This is a genomic window from Hydrogenispora ethanolica (genome assembly GCF_004340685.1).
In the GTDB taxonomy this organism is placed as follows: Bacteria; Bacillota; UBA4882; order UBA8346; family UBA8346; genus Hydrogenispora; species Hydrogenispora ethanolica.
The window spans coordinates 5,001-23,935 of sequence record NZ_SLUN01000020.1; the positions used below are offsets into that span (position 1 = coordinate 5,001).

The 18,935-nt window shown below is 41.1% G+C and carries 14 protein-coding genes and 2 pseudogenes (1 of these 16 only partly in view); 1 reads left to right on the plus strand and 15 read right to left on the minus strand.

Annotation, left to right across the window (positions count from 1 at the left end):
- The 14 genes and pseudogenes from EDC14_RS15595 to rlmD form a co-directional block, all read right to left on the minus strand.
- Nucleotides 1-1,215 carry the 5' portion of a heavy metal translocating P-type ATPase gene (locus tag EDC14_RS15595; RefSeq protein ID WP_132015245.1) on the minus strand. The gene continues 1,146 nt to the left of window position 1, outside the view, so 1,215 of the gene's 2,361 nt are visible here — the first part of the coding sequence; its start codon is at nt 1,213-1,215; the stop codon falls past the left edge of the window.
- Between the two features lie 13 nt (nt 1,216-1,228).
- Nucleotides 1,229-1,603 carry an ArsR/SmtB family transcription factor gene (locus EDC14_RS15600; protein ID WP_003868545.1) on the minus strand — a complete coding sequence of 125 codons (375 nt, stop codon included), beginning with the start codon at nt 1,601-1,603 and terminating at the stop codon, nt 1,229-1,231.
- A 316-nt stretch (nt 1,604-1,919) separates the two neighbouring features.
- Nucleotides 1,920-2,143 (minus strand): annotated as a pseudogene (locus tag EDC14_RS27340) (recombinase family protein); the annotation flags it as partial.
- Nucleotides 2,144-2,219: 76 nt separating this feature from the next.
- Nucleotides 2,220-2,783: pseudogene (locus EDC14_RS15610) on the minus strand (recombinase family protein); the annotation flags it as partial.
- A 218-nt stretch (nt 2,784-3,001) separates the two neighbouring features.
- On the minus strand, nt 3,002-3,688 hold the full coding sequence (locus EDC14_RS15615; protein WP_132015247.1) for an ATP-binding protein: 687 nt from the start codon (nt 3,686-3,688) through the stop codon (nt 3,002-3,004).
- Nucleotides 3,681-4,676, minus strand: coding sequence for a hypothetical protein (locus EDC14_RS15620; RefSeq protein WP_243662948.1), 996 nt, complete (start codon nt 4,674-4,676; stop codon nt 3,681-3,683). Before EDC14_RS15620 ends, EDC14_RS15615 begins: the two co-directional genes overlap by 8 nt.
- A gap of 36 nt (nt 4,677-4,712) precedes the next feature.
- Complete coding sequence (locus tag EDC14_RS27345) at nt 4,713-5,153, minus strand: hypothetical protein (RefSeq protein ID WP_243662949.1); 441 nt, start codon at nt 5,151-5,153, stop codon at nt 4,713-4,715.
- Nucleotides 5,154-5,372: 219 nt separating this feature from the next.
- The gene (locus EDC14_RS15625; protein WP_132015248.1) at nt 5,373-7,625 is read right to left on the minus strand and encodes an ATP-binding protein; all 2,253 of its coding nucleotides are present in this window, start codon (nt 7,623-7,625) and stop codon (nt 5,373-5,375) included.
- 32 nt (nt 7,626-7,657) lie between these two features.
- A complete protein-coding gene (locus EDC14_RS15630; protein WP_132015249.1) occupies nt 7,658-10,873 on the minus strand; it encodes a type I restriction endonuclease subunit R in 3,216 nt (1,071 codons plus the stop codon).
- Nucleotides 10,866-11,888, minus strand: a complete 1,023-nt coding sequence (locus tag EDC14_RS15635) for a DUF3644 domain-containing protein (RefSeq protein ID WP_132015250.1) — start codon at nt 11,886-11,888, stop codon at nt 10,866-10,868. The genes EDC14_RS15630 and EDC14_RS15635 overlap by 8 nt, the downstream gene beginning before the upstream one ends.
- 12 nt (nt 11,889-11,900) lie before the next feature.
- Nucleotides 11,901-13,067, minus strand: a complete 1,167-nt coding sequence (locus EDC14_RS15640) for a restriction endonuclease subunit S (protein WP_132015251.1) — start codon at nt 13,065-13,067, stop codon at nt 11,901-11,903.
- Complete coding sequence (locus EDC14_RS15645) at nt 13,064-14,656, minus strand: class I SAM-dependent DNA methyltransferase (RefSeq protein ID WP_132015252.1); 1,593 nt, start codon at nt 14,654-14,656, stop codon at nt 13,064-13,066. The genes EDC14_RS15640 and EDC14_RS15645 overlap by 4 nt, the downstream gene beginning before the upstream one ends.
- A 6-nt stretch (nt 14,657-14,662) precedes the next feature.
- Nucleotides 14,663-14,848: a helix-turn-helix domain-containing protein gene (locus EDC14_RS15650; protein WP_132015253.1), complete on the minus strand. Its 186-nt coding sequence runs from the start codon at nt 14,846-14,848 to the stop codon at nt 14,663-14,665.
- Nucleotides 14,849-15,167: 319 nt separating this feature from the next.
- Nucleotides 15,168-16,535: a 23S rRNA (uracil(1939)-C(5))-methyltransferase RlmD gene (gene rlmD / locus EDC14_RS15655; protein ID WP_132015254.1), complete on the minus strand. Its 1,368-nt coding sequence runs from the start codon at nt 16,533-16,535 to the stop codon at nt 15,168-15,170.
- Between the two features lie 286 nt (nt 16,536-16,821).
- Here rlmD and EDC14_RS15660 point away from each other — a divergent pair, with 286 nt between their 5' ends.
- On the plus strand, nt 16,822-17,529 hold the full coding sequence (locus EDC14_RS15660) for a hypothetical protein (protein ID WP_132015255.1): 708 nt from the start codon (nt 16,822-16,824) through the stop codon (nt 17,527-17,529).
- A 75-nt stretch (nt 17,530-17,604) separates the two neighbouring features.
- Here EDC14_RS15660 and scfB read toward each other — a convergent pair whose 3' ends face one another.
- Nucleotides 17,605-18,915 (minus strand): thioether cross-link-forming SCIFF peptide maturase, encoded by a 1,311-nt coding sequence (scfB, locus tag EDC14_RS15665; protein ID WP_132015256.1) that lies wholly within the window; start codon nt 18,913-18,915, stop codon nt 17,605-17,607.
- Nucleotides 18,916-18,935 lie beyond the last annotated feature (20 nt).

The following is an 18,935-nucleotide window of genomic DNA, read 5'->3' on the forward strand; positions in this document are numbered from 1 at the left end:
AATCGGAGTATAGAAACGGGCAAATTTTGTTATAAATTTTTCTGTAGGAGCCTTCTTACTGCTGGCATTCTGAACCAGATCCAAAATTTTAGATACAGTTGAATCACCAAAATCCTTTGTTACCTCTATTGTCAAAACGCCATTTTTATTAATGAATCCGCTCAATGCATCGTCTCCTGGCCCGAGTTCACGAGGAACAGATTCCCCTGTTAACGCTGCAGTGTCAACCATTGAGTTTCCTTCTATAACCTTGCCATCGAGGGGAACTTTTTCTCCTGGTTTAACAATAATGATGTCACCTATGTTTACCTCTTCAGGAGATACTTTCCTGATCTCATCGCCAACTTTAAGATTTGCATAGTCAGGACGAATATCCATCAAAGCACGTATTGATTTTCTGGAGTGACCTACAGCTATATCCTGAAACAATTCACCTACCAGATAGAACAGCATAACTGCTACACCTTCTGGATACTCTCCAACGAAGAAAGCACCAATGGTAGCAATACTCATCAAAAAATGCTCACTGAATACCTGACCGCGGGCAATACCTTTTATTGCTCTTAAGACAACCTCTCCACCAACTATGATATAACTAATAATAAACAAGGTAAGCTCAAGCCAATTTTGGAAATTAAAGATGATTCCCACGGCAAATATTGCTCCACCGACCACAAGTCTTATGATTTCTTTTTTGTTGACACCTTCTTCTTCCTCATCGTTATTTTCGTTTATTTTGGTCTTGGAGTTATTCTCCTCAAAAATGACCTTTACATCTGGCTCTATTTTCTTTACTATGCCTTCAATCTTCTCATTTAACTCAGAGCGGTTGACTTTCGGACTTATTTCCAGTGTTAGTTTCTTCGAAACAAAATCTACTGCAGCAAATTCAACTCCTTCTAGACCGCTTATTTCTTTTTCCATTTTAGCTGCACAATTCGCGCAGCCAAGTCCTTCAAGTATTAATACTTTTTTATTGCTCTTGTTAACGGATTTTTCTTTCACTACCACATCCGGTTCGTGCTTGTGCACTATGGTTTTAACTTGCTGTAATATATTCTTATACTCTTGCTCTGATTCAATTTCTAAAGTCAATGTCTTGTTCATGAAGTTCATATAGGCTTTGACTCCATTTAATTTATTAACCTCATCTTCAATTTTAGCTGCACAATTTGCGCAATCTAAACCTTCTAAAATTACTTCCTTCTTTAACATTACTGACCCTCCTTTACTTACTTTCTTCTGAAATATGAATTAATCCCTGGTCAAATATTTGCTTTACATGTTCATCTTCAAGAGAGTAGAATACAATCTTTCCTTCTCTTCTGCTCTTTACTAGTCCAGCCTGCTTTAAGACTCTTAGCTGATGTGAAATTGCTGATTGGGTCATATTTAATAAGAATGCAATATCGCAAACGCACATCTCTGATTCATCTAATGCCCAGAGTATCTTAATTCTTGTTGAATCTCCAAAAACTTTAAATAGTTCTGCTAGATCATATAGAGTTTCTTCTTGAGGCATTTTTTCTCGCACTTTATTTACAATTTCCTCATGTATTACATCAGAGTCGCATCTTTCAATTGGTTGAATTTTTTTTGCCATATTTATATCACCTCCTTATCATTCAATTGAACACTTGAATAAGCTTTCATATGTATTATAAACCTCAATTCTCCGTTTGTCAATAAAAACATATGAGTAATTGTTCAAGTGTGTTTATCTTTTAGCTTTACGGTCAAGACCGCCACCTCTAAGCGCAGCGTAGGTGGGTTTTAATCAGGTGGAGTAGACTCTCCATCTGATTCCCCGATGTTTCAGCTTGCTGAAACGAGTTCACTTATTAGATTATCCCCAAGTATAAATAGAAAAGAACCGCCCATCAAGAAGTATTTCTCCTCAATCGGCGGTCAAGTTCATTTTAAATTAATACATCAATCTCTACTCCAAACTTAAACTCAACGGTCAGCTTATTATCAAATACCGTAACTTTTTCAATAAGCCGCCTTACCAGTTGCTCATCATATTCCTCCAGCTCATAGGACTGTTCATTCAAGAAGTCTGTCATTTCAGCTATTCGCTGCTTCTTCCTTCACGCTCTGCATTTTTAACCAGCGCATTTTGCTTCTGCTCCCGCAATCGGTAATCCAATTATGTCTCCTGTAGTTATTTATAATAGTATAAGTACTCTTCCCCTACTGGCGGCTATCTTAATACGAGCTTATAGGTTTACTTCTATTTCTAACCCCGACTTAAACTCTACCACTAACCTGTCATCATATACAATTGCTTTTTCAACTAGTTTTCTAACCAGTTTATCATCAAATTCCGTAATACCACCGGTTTGCATATTAAGAAAGTCCGTCATCTCAGCGATCCGATCCCGCTTATCTTGACGGAGAGCGTTTCTTGAAAGGGTTTCTTGCCTTAAGTCCCGTAAGCGGTAAATCTCATTGACAATATTATCATATGCTTCCTTTGAATTTGCCTTTTGGATTAACTCGGTTTGGAGTTCTTCCAGCCTTTTATCAATGTCTGCTGTAGTCTCATCCAAATCCTCGCTTAATACGGTTTCAATATTCTTCTTCAGTATGGCCAGAAAAGAGTTTTTTCCGCTGACCGCTACATTGATGGCATCTACAATTTTCTCTTTAAGCGTATCTTCAAGTATAGTGGAAGCGGTACAAAACAAACCGGTGTTTTCCAATCTACTAATGCATCTCCATACGATTGATTTCTTTCCTCGGTTATTCCAATGAACCCTGCGGAATATTTCATGACACCGTTTGAAACTGCGATTTTTCGCGCGTGACCCCCCGCCCGTTTCCGGGGTAAAAAGCGGTAGAGATTTAGACCCCCCTACCCTATAAACTGCAGAAAATCTCAAAAGTTAAGCAGTTCTTTGAATTTCGTGAGATTTTTTGCATCTATTTTAAGCCGTTTTTCGGCATTGTTTTCAAACGAGGTATTTGCCCCTATTAAAAAAGAAGTGAGTGTTTTTATTTACTTGTCAGTCAAACGAACAATTTGACAATTGACCATCATTCTGTCCAATAAAGTCTGGCAAAGGTGCTTGTCTTCGGCTGCATCTATCCATGCTGACAGTTCACGATTGGTTATAAAAATAATGCTTCTGGTTTCATTAAGAAAGGTAACTGCCCGATAGAAAACCTGCAGTTCTGCCCTGGTTGGTTCCACATAAAAGACATCATCAATAATAATTAAGTCACATTCCTGCATATAAGAAAAGATCGCTTCTGCTTTTGTATTTGTGGCTTTCTTTTCTGCCACTGCGATAAAATTATCAAAAGGCGCATAATAGGTTTTATGTCCATTGCTGATTGCAGTTTCTCCAAGTTGCGCTGCAAGACCGGTCTTACCCGTCCCGCATTTTCCCAGCAGGATTAAGTTTTGCTCTTCCTTAAGCCATGTCAGGTTGGATAACTGTTTAATCTGCCATTTTAAGCCCTTGTTTGAATTCGATGCGTCAAATGCTTTGTTTGGAAGCTTACTTGCCTTCCTCAGCTTGGTGTATTTTTGCCTGACCCTAATCTCCAATTCTTTTTCTAACACCATCTTAAGATAGTCAAGGTTTGATAGTTTCTCATCATTCAAATCAATATATCCCCTTGCGATATTCCAAAGGTTGAGCTTTTGGGCCAATTCACGGATTTCTGTTATATCAGCCATCGATTTCCCTCCTTATTTCTTTACTCCTCGCCAAATGATTAAAATACTGCTGATTCGGCAAAAACTTCTTAGCTATATGCTCTCCGTACTGATACATGAGATAAGCCAAAAGCTCATAGGCACTGCAGCGTTCAGTATCAATGCAGTATTCTATTCCATCAAGCAATTGTCCAATTGTATAAAACTTTGTCATCCGGTATAATCGAATGCAATGTGTATTAAAATATTTCGGCTGTTGCTGCTCCATCCGGCGAATGAATTCCTGAGCTATTTCGTATTCTGCAAAATATTGTTTTATGATGGTTAAAGAAACCCTGTCTCTCCTGTAATTTTCTTCTGGTTTGAACAACTGCCCGGTATCTTTTGTGACTGGATATTTAGCCAATAAATCATTTGTTTCAGCATCATAGAACAAAAGCATTTCACCATCATCTTCGATGCGAATGCGTTTATGAGCATCCATCATACCTGTATTAATCTGATAACGGTTGCCTTTATAACTTACCACTCCATCCTTATCAAAGGAGGCAACAGTGCTTGATACTTCGGAATAAGGTTTGACATGGAACAGGTATTTTTGCTCTTCCATGAACATTTCACGCGGTACTTTTCTGGTCACAGTATGTATTCGCCCGTTGCCTTCCCTATCTAACCATGCAAGGGCAGCACTGTTAAGGCAATCAATTCCGGTGTATATCCTGCCCTCAAAAAAACTTTGCTTTATGTATCCAATCACCTCTTCAACCTTGCCTTTACTTTGAGGATCTCTTGGTCTACATAGCAAAACATTGTAACCTATACGCTTAACATATTCCTCAAAGGCGGGTACGAATATGATATTTCCCAGATTTTCACTGACTACATAGACACGGTCAAGGTCATAAAGAATAGTCTGTGTACTTCCTCCAAAATATTGGAATGCATAGTTATGAGCTTTAATGGCTGTTTTGGTTGTAAAGGGATCCGGTGAAAAATAAACAAATTTCATTCTGCTATAACTCAGAACCATGGAAAAGAAATATATTCATACAATTCGCCCGTACATATCCTTAAGTTTGTATTGACCAAAATCCGCCTGCGCTTCATATCCCGGTGGAGAAATTTCACGGGGTGAGGTTTTACGTTTACTGGCATGCGGATACCCGTGCTGTTCCCTTAAGGCTTTCATATAGCGGTAGAATGTAGCTCGTTTAACTTGTAGATCAGGGAAGGCCTCCACCAATTTGAGATAGATGTTTGTATCCCTCATTTGTGGACAAATTTTCAAATGTTCCAGTATGTACTGACGGTAGTTATCCATGTGGTACCTTTCCTTTTCAGCTTCCCTTACATAATCTTCTTTGCTCATATTCCAGTATTTGCTGACAGAAGAATAGGTTATCCCCAGTGCTTTTGCGGTTTTTGTCTGAGCAAGTCCAAGTGCTTTGTACTCCTGGATTTTTCGGTATTGCTCGATTCCAATCATTTTTGATTTCCTCCTTTGGTTGTTATTAAAGCCAGAATATCTTTATCAGTACAAGCATAGGCATCACCTCCTTGTCTGGATTGATAAATCAAATTTCACATATATAAAAAACACCCGTTGAGGGTGTTTTGGGATAATAGTAGGTTATTATTGTTTTTAATCCTGCGATTATGCTATTCATAGCAATGTTAATTATTTAATAAATTTATTAATTTCCCGTTAACTGTCTTGACTACTTGCCTGTAATGCAAGAGCTTTTCTATATACTTCTATTAAATTCCATGAGGAAATGTCGATCAAAGGTTCATACATGAAAGAATTAAGATGAATGCTCTCAGGTGTAATCAAGTTAATTTCTTCAATGATCTCTTTTTCGTCATCTGTCAAATACTGCTTCGACTTATTAAACCATTCTCTTGTCTGATTATCTTTTGCATCAGGACAAGTCCCTTCGTGCTCAATGATTTTGGCTTTCATAAATTTCTCAATCTCAATTCTTGCTGCTATTGAAAGGACAAGTTTGTTCTCCAAAGAAACTTCATCGTTGTCTTTAAGTATATTTATTGCAAGATTTTGAAGTAATTGTAGATAAGGCTCATCGTCAGACTTAAGGGTCTCGTTTTCGAGAAATTGACTTATAACTCCCCATATATCCGACACCATCAATCGTGAAGTATCAAGGGGTGCCGTTTTATAATGGAGACAGCATGTCAGTTTTTCATAATCGTCAGTACTTCCGCTATATTCAGCTAAATTACGATAAAATGGAATGCTAGCAATCAGACATTTTTTCTTAAAGTCACTGTCTAAATTACCATTTTGAATAGACGAACGAATAACATTTTTAAAGAAATCCTTTTGATACTTAAATTCTGCTATACTAATAATACCATCGTCATTTCTTTGAGCTATGTAACAGTTTTCCCGGCTAACACCACACCTGTACTTAACGGTTCTAAAGAAATCAAAGTTATGTGTAAGCATAAGTAAATCGATTCCCTTTGTTTCAGCAAGATCACATAAGTACTCGATAATTGCATATTTGTTTTTATAATCGAAGGAATCGGAAATATCATCCGCAATAATAAGGTATTGTCCACCACCTTCCCTAGCTTGTTTTCTAATTCTCTCTAAATCAAACAATATATAAAGTAGATACAGTGCTCTACGCTCACCCATACTTAAAGAAACCATCAAGTCTTCTTTATGTAAAACTGTAGACTCTTTGCTGTCACCAGTACCGCGAGTGTATTCAAACTCAATATTTGGAGCCTCATCTTTTAAAACAAAATTTGACTTATTTGTGATTTTTACAGTAAATGGTACGCGGAATCTTCGGTTAAATTCACTCACTACCTCTACCCAACGTTCAGATTGTGCTGATGCCTTTTCATATAGATTATGAATTTCTTCTTTAAAATCAGCGATTATCTTATAATATTCCATAAATGGTCTTTCAAGGCGTTCAAAACAGTTACACCATGTTTGTTTCTTTAATGTTGCTATATCTCTGAGTAAAGGAATAATTTCCCTATGCGCAACGATAATTTCACGAACTTTTGCAGATTCCGCATTTTTGGAGAATAATTTTTTCAATTTTTCAAACGTTTTTGCTAGTGTAGGCGTTTGGTATAATTGGTCAAGCTCTTGTTGTACAAGTTCCTTCCACTCGGCAAGATTATTAACTTGCCTCCCATTTCTAAGAAGAATCTTATGTTGAGCCTCAAACAGATTGTGATTTGTAAAACTTTTACTTAATTCTTCTGCACTTCGTTCTGTAAAATGCGTATTTAATAATGAGCTATTTCGAAGTAGGTTTTCAAGATTATCAATATATTCTGTAATATGGCGTTTAAAATCAGGGTTTTCATAAACAGCCATAGTTTTGTCATTAAATAGTTCTGAATAGAGAATTTCATCCAGGAATTCATAATTCTTATTCTCTATCTGCCTAATTGCTTCCATAATATCTGGCCAATCGGCTGTGGCTTGTAAACCAAGATCTTCAATCAGTTTTATTTTAATTTGAGGTTTAGTTAGACCAGTTATTTCTCTTAGCTTATTTAAAATCTCAGTAATAATGTCATTCAACTTTCCCATAAGAACATTATATTGATTTCTAGTTCCTTCATCGGCAAGAAGTGTGCCGACTGTCTCTTTACTAAATTCAAACTTATCTGCGAATGAATTTATCACATAGATGTTATCCGACTGTGGAATAGCGTTACCGCCTGATGACGAATATTCATAGTGCGAAGCATAATATGTAATAGAATAACGGCTCACAGCATCCTTAAAAATACGATCGGATGTTGCTGTTCCTTTAGAAATATCTTCAAAAACTTTTGCCAAAGAAGTCTTCATTACACCATTAGGCGCATAAATTATTGCTTTATTGCATTTTTTAAAATTTATATTAGGTAAAGTGAACTGCTTTATCCCGTAACAGTTCTCAAGATAACCACTCAACATCTTTGTCTCAACACCTTTCTAACACCCAAATTCTAATTACTCATTTCTTCCGCTACTTTTGGAAGATCTGACAAAGGTCTCGTATTATAGGTCACTCCTTGTGAAGCCCATACATCCGCTAAGTTTTCTGCCTGTTTCATGACCGTTTCCACAGCGCGCTGCTGTTTGTCAGGCGGATAACCGTATTTATTTAATGTCCGGCGAACCAATACCATCAGTTTTGCGCGGACGCTTTCCTTCAGCGTCCAGTCGATTGTGGCGTTTTTCCGCACTTTATCCGCAAGTTCGCGGGCGATTGTTCTTAACGTTTCGTCGCCCAACACCTTAACTGCGCTGTCATTGGTTTCAAGGGCATCATAAAAAGCAAGTTCATCTTCTGACAGACCGAGTTCCTCTCCTCGTCTGTCCGCATTTTTAATTTCTTTAGCAATGCGGATAAGCTCTTCTATGATTTCAGTGGTTGTAAGTAGGTTATTCTGATATCGTTTTAGTGCTGAAGTGAGCATTTCCATAAGCGATTTTGATTTAGTCAAGTTGTATTTTGAACGCACTTTGATTTCATCGGACAAAATCTTTTTTAGTAGCTCAATAGCCAGATTCTTATGTTTCATCCCTTTAATTTCCATAAGGAATTCATCTGAGAGAATGGACAATTCCGGCTTTTCAATACCGGCAGCATCAAAAATATCTACAACTTCATCTGATACAATAGCCGAATCAACAATGTTTTTTATAACAGAATCGTAATTTTTACCACTTTCGCCGCTTGTTTCAAATTTAGTGAGTCTTGCCTTAACTGCTTGGAAAAACGCTATTTCCTCTGCATGTGTAACCGTTGCCTTATCAGGTTTGGCAAGTGCATAAGCCTGGCTTAGGAGGGTTATTTCCTTAATAAAACGCGCTTTTTTATCATCTGTAGATAAAATAAAATCTTCAGCGCGAAGGATAATAGAAAGCTTGTCCTTTACTTCTGCTTTGAAAAAGCTCGTATAATCAAACCCGTGTAGTATCTGCCGGACAACTTCAAGCTTTTCAAGCATGATTTCAACAGCCCTTGCTTGAGTTTCAGCAGGTACTCCCTTGCCACCGCTCTCTGCATAGAAACTTAAAGCTTTTTTTAGGTTTGGGGCAATCCCGATATAATCGACAATCAGCCCGCCAGGTTTATCTTTGAATACACGGTTTACGCGCGCTATTGCCTGCATAAGGTTGTGGTCCTTCATCGGCTTATCGATATACATGGTGTTGAGGCATGGAACGTCAAAGCCAGTCAGCCACATATCGCGCACGAAGACAATTTTCAGTGGATCATTTTCATCTTTCATACGCTGTGCAAGCATTTTTCGCTGCTCTTTAGTAGTATGGTGTTTCTGCATTTCCGGGCCATCAGAACTGGAAGATGTCATAACAACTTTGATAACACCTTTATCCAAATCGTCACTATGCCACTCGGGACGAAGCTTTATGATTTCATTATACAAATCAACGGCGATTCTGCGGCTCATGGCAACAATCATCGCTTTACCCTCAAATACTTTCTGCCGGTCTTCAAAATGCGTAACAATGTCTTTTGCGAGAGTGGCGAGTCGTTCTTTATTGCCGACAATAGCCTCAAGTTTTGCCCATTTCATTTTTGCGGCTTTTGCTTCGTCTTTTTCGTCCACTTCTTCAAGTTCTCTGTCGAATTCCTCAATCAGTTTTTTGCCTTCTTCGGTAAGGTTTACTTTGGCAAGGCGGCTTTCGTAATATATTTTAACTGTCACCTTATCTTCAACCGCTTGTGCAATATCGTAAATATCTATATAATTGCCAAATACTGCCGGCGTGTTGGCATCCTGCTTCTCTACCGGTGTACCGGTAAAACCTATAAAAGTAGCGTTTGGCAGGGCGTCTCGCATATATTTGGCAAAGCCGTAGGCTATGCGCTGCCCTACAACCTGATTGTTTTCGTCCTTTATATCTCTGAGTTTCGCGTTAAAGCCGTACTGCGTGCGGTGCGCTTCATCGGCTATGACAACTATGTTGTCTCTTTCCGACAAAAGCTCATAAACCGAGCTGTCATTATCAGGTATGAATTTTTGAATAGTGGTAAAAACTATGCCTCCGGATGCTACCTTTAATAATTCTTTTAAATGTTCGCAGCTTTCCGCCTGCTTCGGCGGCTGGCGAAGAAGGTCGCTGTTTCCAGCAAAAGTATCAAAGAGTTGATCGTCCAAATCATTTCTGTCGGTAATCACAACAATAGTTGGATTGTTAAGGCTTTGCACCAGTTTCCCTGCATAAAAAACCATGGAAAGGGATTTGCCGGAACCTTGAGTATGCCATATAACACCGGCTTTTTTGCTTCCACCCGCCCTTGCCGCCTCAATCGTACTTTTAACAGCTTTATTCACAGCGTAATACTGATGATAGGCGGCAATTTTCTTGACAGTTTCCACTTTTGTTATTTTGGTCTTTTTATCCTCAGTTTTGCTCTTTTCAAAGGTTATAAAACTGCGTATATAGTCGAGCAGGGTTTTCTTGTTGCATAGCCCGTGAATAAGGGTGGTAAGCTGATCTTCAAATCGTGAGGCTTCATTCAGCCCGTCTTTTGTTTTCCATGTGGAAAAACGTGAGAATGGAGCGGTTAATGAACCCGCTTTTGCCTCATAACCGTCCGAAACGACGCATATCTCGTTATATGTGAAAAGGCTTGGGATGGTTGCCTTATATGTGCAGATCTGGTCATAAGCTTTGAGAATGGTGGCATTTTCATCAGCCGGATTTTTCAGTTCGAACAGCACCATAGGGATACCGTTGATAAAAAGAAGAATATCCGGCCGCTTATTGTTATTGTTTTCAATAACGGTAAACTGGTTGACTACAAGAAATTCGTTGTTGTCGGTCCCATTTTCCGAAAAATCCACAAGTCTTACATAATCCCCGACAATTTCTCCGTTTTTACGGTATTCGACAGGCACACCGTCAACCAGCATTTTATGGAAAGTTTCATTGTCGCCAATCAGATTTGATGAACTGATACGGGAAACTTTATTTACCGCCTCTATAACCACATCATAAGGAAGTCCGGGATTAAGCCGTATTACCGCGTCAATCAGCCTTTTCTTAAGCAGAACATCCCCATAACCTTTACGCTCTGCAAAAGGTGCATCCGGTGCTATATCCGGGCCAGAAAAGTATTCATAGCCCAATTTCACCAGTTCTTCTATTGCCATTTTTTCAATTTCAGATTCACAAAGCTTAGGCATCTTCTGCACCTCTTTGGTTATACTCTTTTTTTATCTCATCTATAATCTTATCTGAATATAGAAATGTCGTTGATGTTTTCTTGCTCTTAGGATTGAGTTTTCTATGATGACTTAAAGTCGGGTTTTCTTTTAACTTTCTTATAATGTCGTCAAAATCTTTATTTTTTTTAAAGCCTGGAATTTGTTCCTTGCATTTACAGAATACATCACTATAGGTTAGAGGGTAATTTTTAAGAACTTCCTCATCAGACAAATATACTTTCTGTGCATTGGGGTCTTTCACCAATTGAACTTTGCTAACTTTTACAAAATTAGCATCTGCTTCATCTTGTGATGTTATTGCAACAAGCAAATCACTGTTGGATATCTTTTTTACGCTCTCCATATAGACATTAAATCCTAAAACTACTGACTCTTCAATATTTTGATCTCTTAAGTCCTGAATTACTCTTATTATCTTTTCAACAAATTTCTTTGCCTCCTCAGAATAGACACTGCTGACTGCTTTTTTCGATAAAAAGTCTTGCGGTTTGAACGGCAACTTGAACCCAAGAGGCATTATGAATAATCCCTCTTTATCAGTTATATCTTTCCCAAAATATTCTTTAACAAATTCAACATAGTTTAGTGCACAACGAGCAAGTAGCATAAAAATTTGAGGATCAAGAGATTCACGATAGAAGTGTGCTATGTTATTTCTGTATTCTTCTATTAAGGATAGATTCTCTTTTATAGCAGTAAAACTGTTTTCTTTTTGTCTGTTTAAATATTCATTTACATACGTAACTGCTTTACTAAATGATATAGTATGTCCATCGTTTTCAAAAATAGTTCTGTTCTTTATATATTTTCTAATAAACGCTTTTAGAATTAGCTCCCATGCATTAAAGAGCAATAATGTAGTCGTTTCATAACGATAAAGTATATTAGGTTTATTGTGGATTTCAATGGCAGCAAAATAGGCAGCGATAGAATTCTGTATTAAGTTATACTGAATCATTTTTCGCTTTGCCATATTATGTGCCTCCTACATTCTTATTCGAATTTCGCCGTTTATAAGCTTTGGAAGCAAGATGTCACGAAGTTTTTGTAAAAGGATAATTTGTCTAGTGTTTAAAACTATTTTCTCGTAATAAGTTGATAATATATCTTTTACTCTATAATAAAATTCATCATTTAATGGTGGTAAGGGAAGTTTAATAACTTTAAATGTGTCTGTTGTTATAGCATCGAATACAGCTCCAGTAGCATTCAACAGTAATTCATCAAGTACATATGACAATATTAAATACACGATAAAATTTGACATTTTACCTTTTCCGACAAGAGCGTAACAGGACTGATTTATTGCCATAGGTACTCCGCATATTGCAAGTTTTCCAACAGTACCACGCGCAGAAATAAATACTGTCCCCGCAGAATATAATCTACTGTTGCAATTTTCTAGACCTTCCTGTGTAATATGTTTTTCAGTATCCATGCAAATAAGATTTGAAGCGTCTTTCGGCGTGAACCAAGGTATATTTCCACCCCAATACTCTGCAACTTTTGTGCTAGGTGTACCTCCACTCAAAATATCAACTACTTCATAAAGACTCTTTTCTTCCCACTCATCGTTTGCATCCTCAATAAACCATTTACGGAAGTATGCCTGCGCCAAGTCTTCCAGCGTTTTATTCTGCCTTGTCAGAAGGTCGATTTTATCGTCAAGGGAGGATAAAACATCAGCAATTGCTTTTTGTTCGGGGAGGGGGGGGAGAAATACACTAATGTTATCAAATGTTTCTCTGATTATAGTATCAAACACTCCTCCACTGGATTGTTGTTTTAATTCTGCTATACAATACTTTAATAAATAAAACAAAAAATCATTTGTTGTCAATGAATTCGCATTGAGTCCATAACATGATTGATTAAACGCCATATCGCGTTTTAACTGCGCTAATGCTCCAACTGTACCGCGTGCTGATATAATTAATTGCCCTTTCTTCAATATTTTTGTCGAGCTATTTTTGAGACCGAGTTCTGATATATGTTTTTCTGTGTCATAGACATATCTGTTTACATTATTAAAATCTGCTACTGACAACCAAGGAATATTGCCACTCCAATACTCAGGCACGGATGTCTTTGGCGTACCACCGCTAATTATATCCATTATGTCTGATAATCTGTACTCTCTCCACTCCGTCATAACTTAATCCCCACTTTTGCAAGGTTTTCCTTTATCCGCTCATCCAGCTTTTTACTCTCTTCCATCTGCTCTTTAAGCTCAGCAGTCAGCTTTTTGACACGTTCTTCAAAATCGAAATCATCCTCTTCTTCTGGCAACCCCACATACCTACCCGGAGTCAGTACATAATCCAGCTCCCGCACCTCATCAAGCGTTGCGGACTTGCAAAAGCCGGGGACATCCTCATAGGAGCCTTCATCCTTTTTCCAACTGTGGTAAGTATCAGCTATTTTACGGATGTCATCATCGGTGAGCTGGCGGGTTCTGCGGTTTATCAAAGTTCCCATATTCCGTGCATCAATGAACAAAATCTTGTTCCGGCGCGGGTGGTTCGGATTTGTTTCCTTTTCCCTTGATAAGAACCATAAGCATGCGGGAATCTGTGTATTTAAAAAGAGCTTCGTCGGCAAATTGACAATACAATCTACAAGTGGCGCCTCAATAAGGTTTTTACGAATTTCTCCCTCACCGTTTGTTTTTGATGAAAGGGAACCTTTTGCCATAACAAAACCGGCTGTACCTCTCGGCGAAAGATGATATAAAAAGTGTTGAATCCACGCATAGTTTGCATTGGATACCGGCGGCACACCATACTTCCAGCGACCGTCATTCCGCAGCAGTTCTCCGCTCCAGTCGCTGTCATTGAAAGGCGGATTAGCAATTACAAAGTCAGCCTTGAGGTCGGGGTGAGCATCGTTTAAAAATGAACCTTCGCTGTTCCACAAAACATTGGTGCTGTCAATACCTCGTATGGCAAGGTTCATTTTGCAAAGCCGCCATGTTGTTTGGTTGCTTTCCTGACCATAGATAGAAACAACACGTTCGAAAAGCTTGTCAATTTCTCTTGATTTTCCGTTATAATGGTCTCTGTGAGCTTCAACGAATTTCTCGCTTTGAACAAACATACCGCCGCTACCGCAGCAGGGGTCAAAAACTCTGCCCTCGTAAGGTTCAAGCATTTCAACCAACAATCGTACTACGGAACGCGGCGTATAGAACTGTCCACCCTTTTTACCTTCTGCAAGGGCAAACTGTCCAAGAAAATACTCATATACCTGCCCCAGTATATCACTTGATTTAGAAACGCTGTCACCAAGCGCAATCGTACCAATCAAATCAATCAGACCACCGAGAGACTGCTTGTCCAGCTTTTCTTTTGCGTATTCTTTCGGCAAAACGCCTTTGAGGGATGGGTTATCCTTTTCTACGGCCTCCATAGCTTCGTCTATATCTTTGCCGATCGTGGGCAGCTTGGCTCGACTTTGAAGATAATCCCAACGTGCCTGCGGTGGCACATAGAATACATTTTCCGCACGATACTCATAGGGATCGTCAGGGTCCGCTCCTTCGTACTCGCCCTTGCCTTCTTTAAGTTTATAATATAAATCATAAAAACTGTCTGATATGTATTTTAAAAAAATAAGCCCGAGAACAACGTGCTTATATTCCGCAGCATCCATATTTTTGCGGAGCTTGTCCGCAGCTGCCCAAAGTACCTGTTCAATAGGCTGCTCTTTTACTTCATTTTTTGAATTTTTAATTTTTGCCATTCTACTCTACTCCTCTATTTTTTTATCTTTTTTCACACGCAAATCGTCAGGTTTCTCAGCATCCTTAGGTATCGCCCATGCCCATCCCAGGCGTACAACGCCCTTAATTCGCCCTTGTTCGCATAAAACTTGAACTCTGCGCAGGGATATATTCCATTTTTCAGCAGCTTGTTTTGTCGTTAAGTAATCCATTATGAATACCTCGCAGAACACAAAATTCCAATTTTTATTATATGCGAAGAAACGAACAATTTCAACATATTACAACTTTATACATAATAAATAAAGTCTTTTCAGAAAATGAGTATACCTGTATTAAATGCACATCCATCCTGTCTCCTCAACCCCACGAAAAAGCCCGTTATCTAATCTGTCAACTCAACCCTATCAATTTTTGAGTTCAAAATTTACCCAAAAATACCTCGTCGATATGTTTCCGTATACGTATTTGGGCCCTTTAGGTTGATTAGACAACTTGGATGAAATACAGCAAACCCAGAAAAATCAAGGCTTACAGACGCGACATTAAGACGATACTCTCAACGTGATAGGTCTGCGGAAACATATCCACCGGCTGAATCTCCTTAGTCTCATATCCCAATTCGGCCAGCCGTTTCAGATCCCGGGCCAGCGTACTGGGATTGCAACTCACATAGACGATCCGCTTCACCTTGACCGCGGCGAGGGTCTCGAGGACGCTTTCCGCGCAACCGGCCCGGGGCGGATCGACGACCGCCACTTCGAATTGTCGGCCTTCCCGCACCAGCCGCGGCAACACCGTCTCGGTCTCGCCCACCAGAAACCGCACATTGCCGAGGCCGTTCAACGCCGCATTCTCCTTGGCGTCCCGGATCGCCTCCGGCACCACCTCGATCCCGAACACCTCGGCGGCGCGCCGGGCCAGAAAGAGCGTCAGGCTCCCCACCCCGCAGTAAGCGTCCACCACCCGCTCACTGCCGGCCAGCGCCGCATATTCCACGGCTTTCTGATATAACTTCACCGTCTGCAAGGGATTCACCTGAAAGAACGCATTGGCGGAGATCCGGAACCTCAACCCATCCAGTTCTTCAATGATCCCGTCATTGCCCCATAGCGTCCGGTTTTCCCTTCCCAGGATTACATTGCCCCGGGTCCGGTTGATATTCTGCACCACGCTCTTGATCTCCGGGTGAGCGGCTGCCAATTGGGCGGCAATCGCCTGGCCCTCCGGAAACCGTTCGCCGTGGGTGACCAAAACCACCATCGCCTCTCCGGTTGCGAAACCGTTTTTTAGCAACACGTGCCGCAGCAAGCCTTTCCCGCTCCGTTCGTCATAGATGGGAATCCGGTGCTTGACGACCAGCTCACGCAGAGAGTCCAGTACCCGGTTATGCAGCGGATGCTGGATCAGGCATTCCTGAACCGGGACGATCTGGTGGGTTCCCTGGCGGAAACAGCCGACCACCACCGCCCCATCGCTTATGCCGAAAGGATACTGGAGCTTATTGCGGTATTGGCGCGGCCGCTCCATGCCCAGGGTCGGATGGATGGTAATCCCCGTTAAACCGCCGATCCGTTCCACCGCATTAACGACTTGTTCCCGCTTCAGCTGGAGTTGAGCCGGATAGTCCAGGTGTTGCAACTGGCAGCCGCCGCATTCGGCATAGATCGGGCATTCCGGCGTCCGCCGCTCGGGAGCGGCCTGTAAAACAGCGACGGCTTGACCCCGGGCGAAATTTTTACGGACTTCAACGATCCTGGTCTTTACCCGTTCCCCGCGCAGCATCCCGGGAACAAACACCGTGAAATTCTGAAACCGGCCCACTCCTTCGCCCTCGTGGCCGTAATTATCGATCTCAAGCTCAATGAGCTGACCCACTTTCACCGGTACGCCAGTCATAATTCTCTCCCATTCATAAGTTCCCGATTTTTTAAAATTGCCGGACCTATCCCGGCGCTGGATAAAACTTGAGGCGTGAGGTTTCAGCAATCCTTCGATACGGTATCTCCAATATAACATAAAACTGTCCATGTTGAATCAAAAAATCGGTAACATCAAAAAATTAGCACTCTCTCAATTTCATCCCGACTCCTCTTCACTCTGGATATTATGATGATACCGTGGTATAATTTGAACAATTAAATAATGAATAATAAATAAAAGAATTCAAAAGGATTGATTGCTTATGAGCATTCAAAAAAATTCATTGAGTTTGCCGGCTCATTCCCTCCCCTCCCAGGTCTCGCTACGACTGCACCGCATCCTGAGGCCGTTTCTCTCCATCGGCCTGATCGCGGCCTATCCGCTCAGCAAAATCTTACCACTCTCCTGGGGTTGGGAAAACGGTCCTTTTGAACAAGTACAAGCCGTGATTTTAATCGCCGGAGCAATCTTAGCCTATTATCTGTCCCGCCAATTCAAGGACGATTTTTTGCGTAGATTTTGGCTCTGGACCATTCCAATCTGGCTCGTCATGGCCGGACGCGAACTGAATTGGGGTGCCGCATTTTATCCACCCGTCAAATTGTCGGAGGGCGAGCCGGTTTTACTGTCCCGCTCCGATCTGTGGTATGGAGCGATGGTCTATCCCCTCTTGGGTGTCGTCTTGCTCGCCTGGTTGATTGCCGTAGTAAAATACCGCCTCTACAGAATGCCATTACAGCTGGTCCTGGACCATTGTTTCCCTATATTCGAAAGTGCGCTAACCTTCCTGGCCGCGCTTCTTTCAGATGCGGCGGAGCATCAACGGTTTTTCTTCGGTTTGCTGGGTCAACACCATCAAGTATTGGAAGAATTAGCGGAATTCCTATTTTATCTTGGCCTGATTGCAACCTCTTTAGCCATCTTCCGGCTCCACAAGAAAAAGGGGTTCATGAAATCTCCTTCTCTATAACAAAAAGACCGTGCTCTCACGGTCTTTTAAAGTTTATGTTGGGTTTGGTGAGCCGAATGGGAAAAGGCCAGGAACTTATCCAGCCACGGCCGCTTGCGCTTCCAACTCAATTCCTTTCAGCGCGAGCGCACACTCCAGGCGCTTCCGCTGCATCTTGCAGCTCATTTCATCCGGTTTATCGATTGATCCGTTCAATAATTGGGCATTGGCGTGACAGCCTCCGCTACAGTAAAACCGGCTCCAGCATTCGGAACAGCCGCGTTTGGTATAAAGAGTAGCCGCTCCAAACTTTTCACGCAAATCGGTCCGGATTACTCCTTGAATGACATCGCCCATTTGGTAATCTTTCCGGCCAACGAATTGATGGCAAGGATAAAGCTCGCCCGCAGGAGTTACCGCAAAGTAGTCAAAACCAGCTCCACAACCGGTCAATCGTTTTGGCAAACAGGGGCCATGCTCCAGGCTGACTTCAAAATGAAAAAAGGTAAATCCGGCTCCCGCTTGTTTTTTCTCCAGATAAAACTGAGCCAGCTTTTCATATTCAGCTTCAATTTGTTCCAAGTGCTCCTCTGATAAACGGTAAGGGCCACCCGTTTCGACCACCGGCTCCAATGAAAGTTCCCGGAAACCCAGCTCGTAGAGGTGCCGGACATCTTCGCTGAAGTCTAGATTGTTAGCAGTATAAGTACCGCGGACATAGTAGTTCTGATTGCCGCGGCTTCGTATCAAATCCAGATACTGTGGCACGATTCGATCATAAACTCCGGCTCCGCGCATCCGGTCGTTGACTTCCCTCCGACCGTCTATCGATAAAACCAACGCCAATTGATACTGGTTCAAAAAATCCCGGACCGGTTGAGTGAGGGCTATCCCATTGGTGGTGAGTGTAAAATGAATGTCTTTTTCTTTTTTAGTTTGGGCATCGCGAGCATAATCCATAATCTGGCGGACAACTTCCAGATTGAGCAGGGGTTCACCGCCAAAGAAATCCACTTCCAATTGTCTTCTGTTCCCAGACTCCCGTAACAACAAATCGATAGCCTGCCGTCCTACCTCAAAACTCATCTGTTCCCGATTACCGCCAAAGGGTCCGGTTCCGGCAAAACAATATTTACAACGTAAATTACAGTCATGTGAAACATGAAGACAAAGCGCCTTGATGGAACTGTCGCGCTTCAGAACGGGAACTTCATCCGGCAGATCGCTCAAGTATCCGGCGGCCTTTAACTCCGCCAAATCAGCCGCGATTTGAGGTCGTTCCGCTTCCGGAACCGGGAGATCATGAAGGTAATTGTGAACCGTTTCGGTAATCGTAAATAGGGAATTCGATCGAACGTCAAACAAAAAATAACGGCCTAATGCCTTAAAAGCGTGCCAATTGGCCATAACGTTTCTCCTTTTAATAA

Bases quoted from the DNA above. Each gene is read 5' to 3' on its own strand.
- EDC14_RS15600 (WP_003868545.1), bottom strand. From the start codon at position 1,603: ATGGCAAAAAAAATTCAACCAATTGAAAGATGCGACTCTGATGTAATA.
- EDC14_RS15615 (WP_132015247.1), bottom strand. From the start codon at position 3,688: ATGGCTGATATAACAGAAATCCGTGAATTGGCCCAAAAGCTCAACCTT.
- EDC14_RS15620 (WP_243662948.1), bottom strand. From the start codon at position 4,676: ATGAAATTTGTTTATTTTTCACCGGATCCCTTTACAACCAAAACAGCC.
- EDC14_RS27345 (WP_243662949.1), bottom strand. From the start codon at position 5,153: ATGATTGGAATCGAGCAATACCGAAAAATCCAGGAGTACAAAGCACTT.
- EDC14_RS15625 (WP_132015248.1), bottom strand. From the start codon at position 7,625: ATGTTGAGTGGTTATCTTGAGAACTGTTACGGGATAAAGCAGTTCACT.
- EDC14_RS15630 (WP_132015249.1), bottom strand. From the start codon at position 10,873: ATGCCTAAGCTTTGTGAATCTGAAATTGAAAAAATGGCAATAGAAGAA.
- EDC14_RS15635 (WP_132015250.1), bottom strand. From the start codon at position 11,888: ATGGCAAAGCGAAAAATGATTCAGTATAACTTAATACAGAATTCTATC.
- EDC14_RS15640 (WP_132015251.1), bottom strand. From the start codon at position 13,067: ATGACGGAGTGGAGAGAGTACAGATTATCAGACATAATGGATATAATT.
- EDC14_RS15645 (WP_132015252.1), bottom strand. From the start codon at position 14,656: ATGGCAAAAATTAAAAATTCAAAAAATGAAGTAAAAGAGCAGCCTATT.
- EDC14_RS15650 (WP_132015253.1), bottom strand. From the start codon at position 14,848: ATGGATTACTTAACGACAAAACAAGCTGCTGAAAAATGGAATATATCC.
- rlmD (WP_132015254.1), bottom strand. From the start codon at position 16,535: ATGACTGGCGTACCGGTGAAAGTGGGTCAGCTCATTGAGCTTGAGATC.
- EDC14_RS15660 (WP_132015255.1), top strand. From the start codon at position 16,822: ATGAGCATTCAAAAAAATTCATTGAGTTTGCCGGCTCATTCCCTCCCC.
- scfB (WP_132015256.1), bottom strand. From the start codon at position 18,915: ATGGCCAATTGGCACGCTTTTAAGGCATTAGGCCGTTATTTTTTGTTT.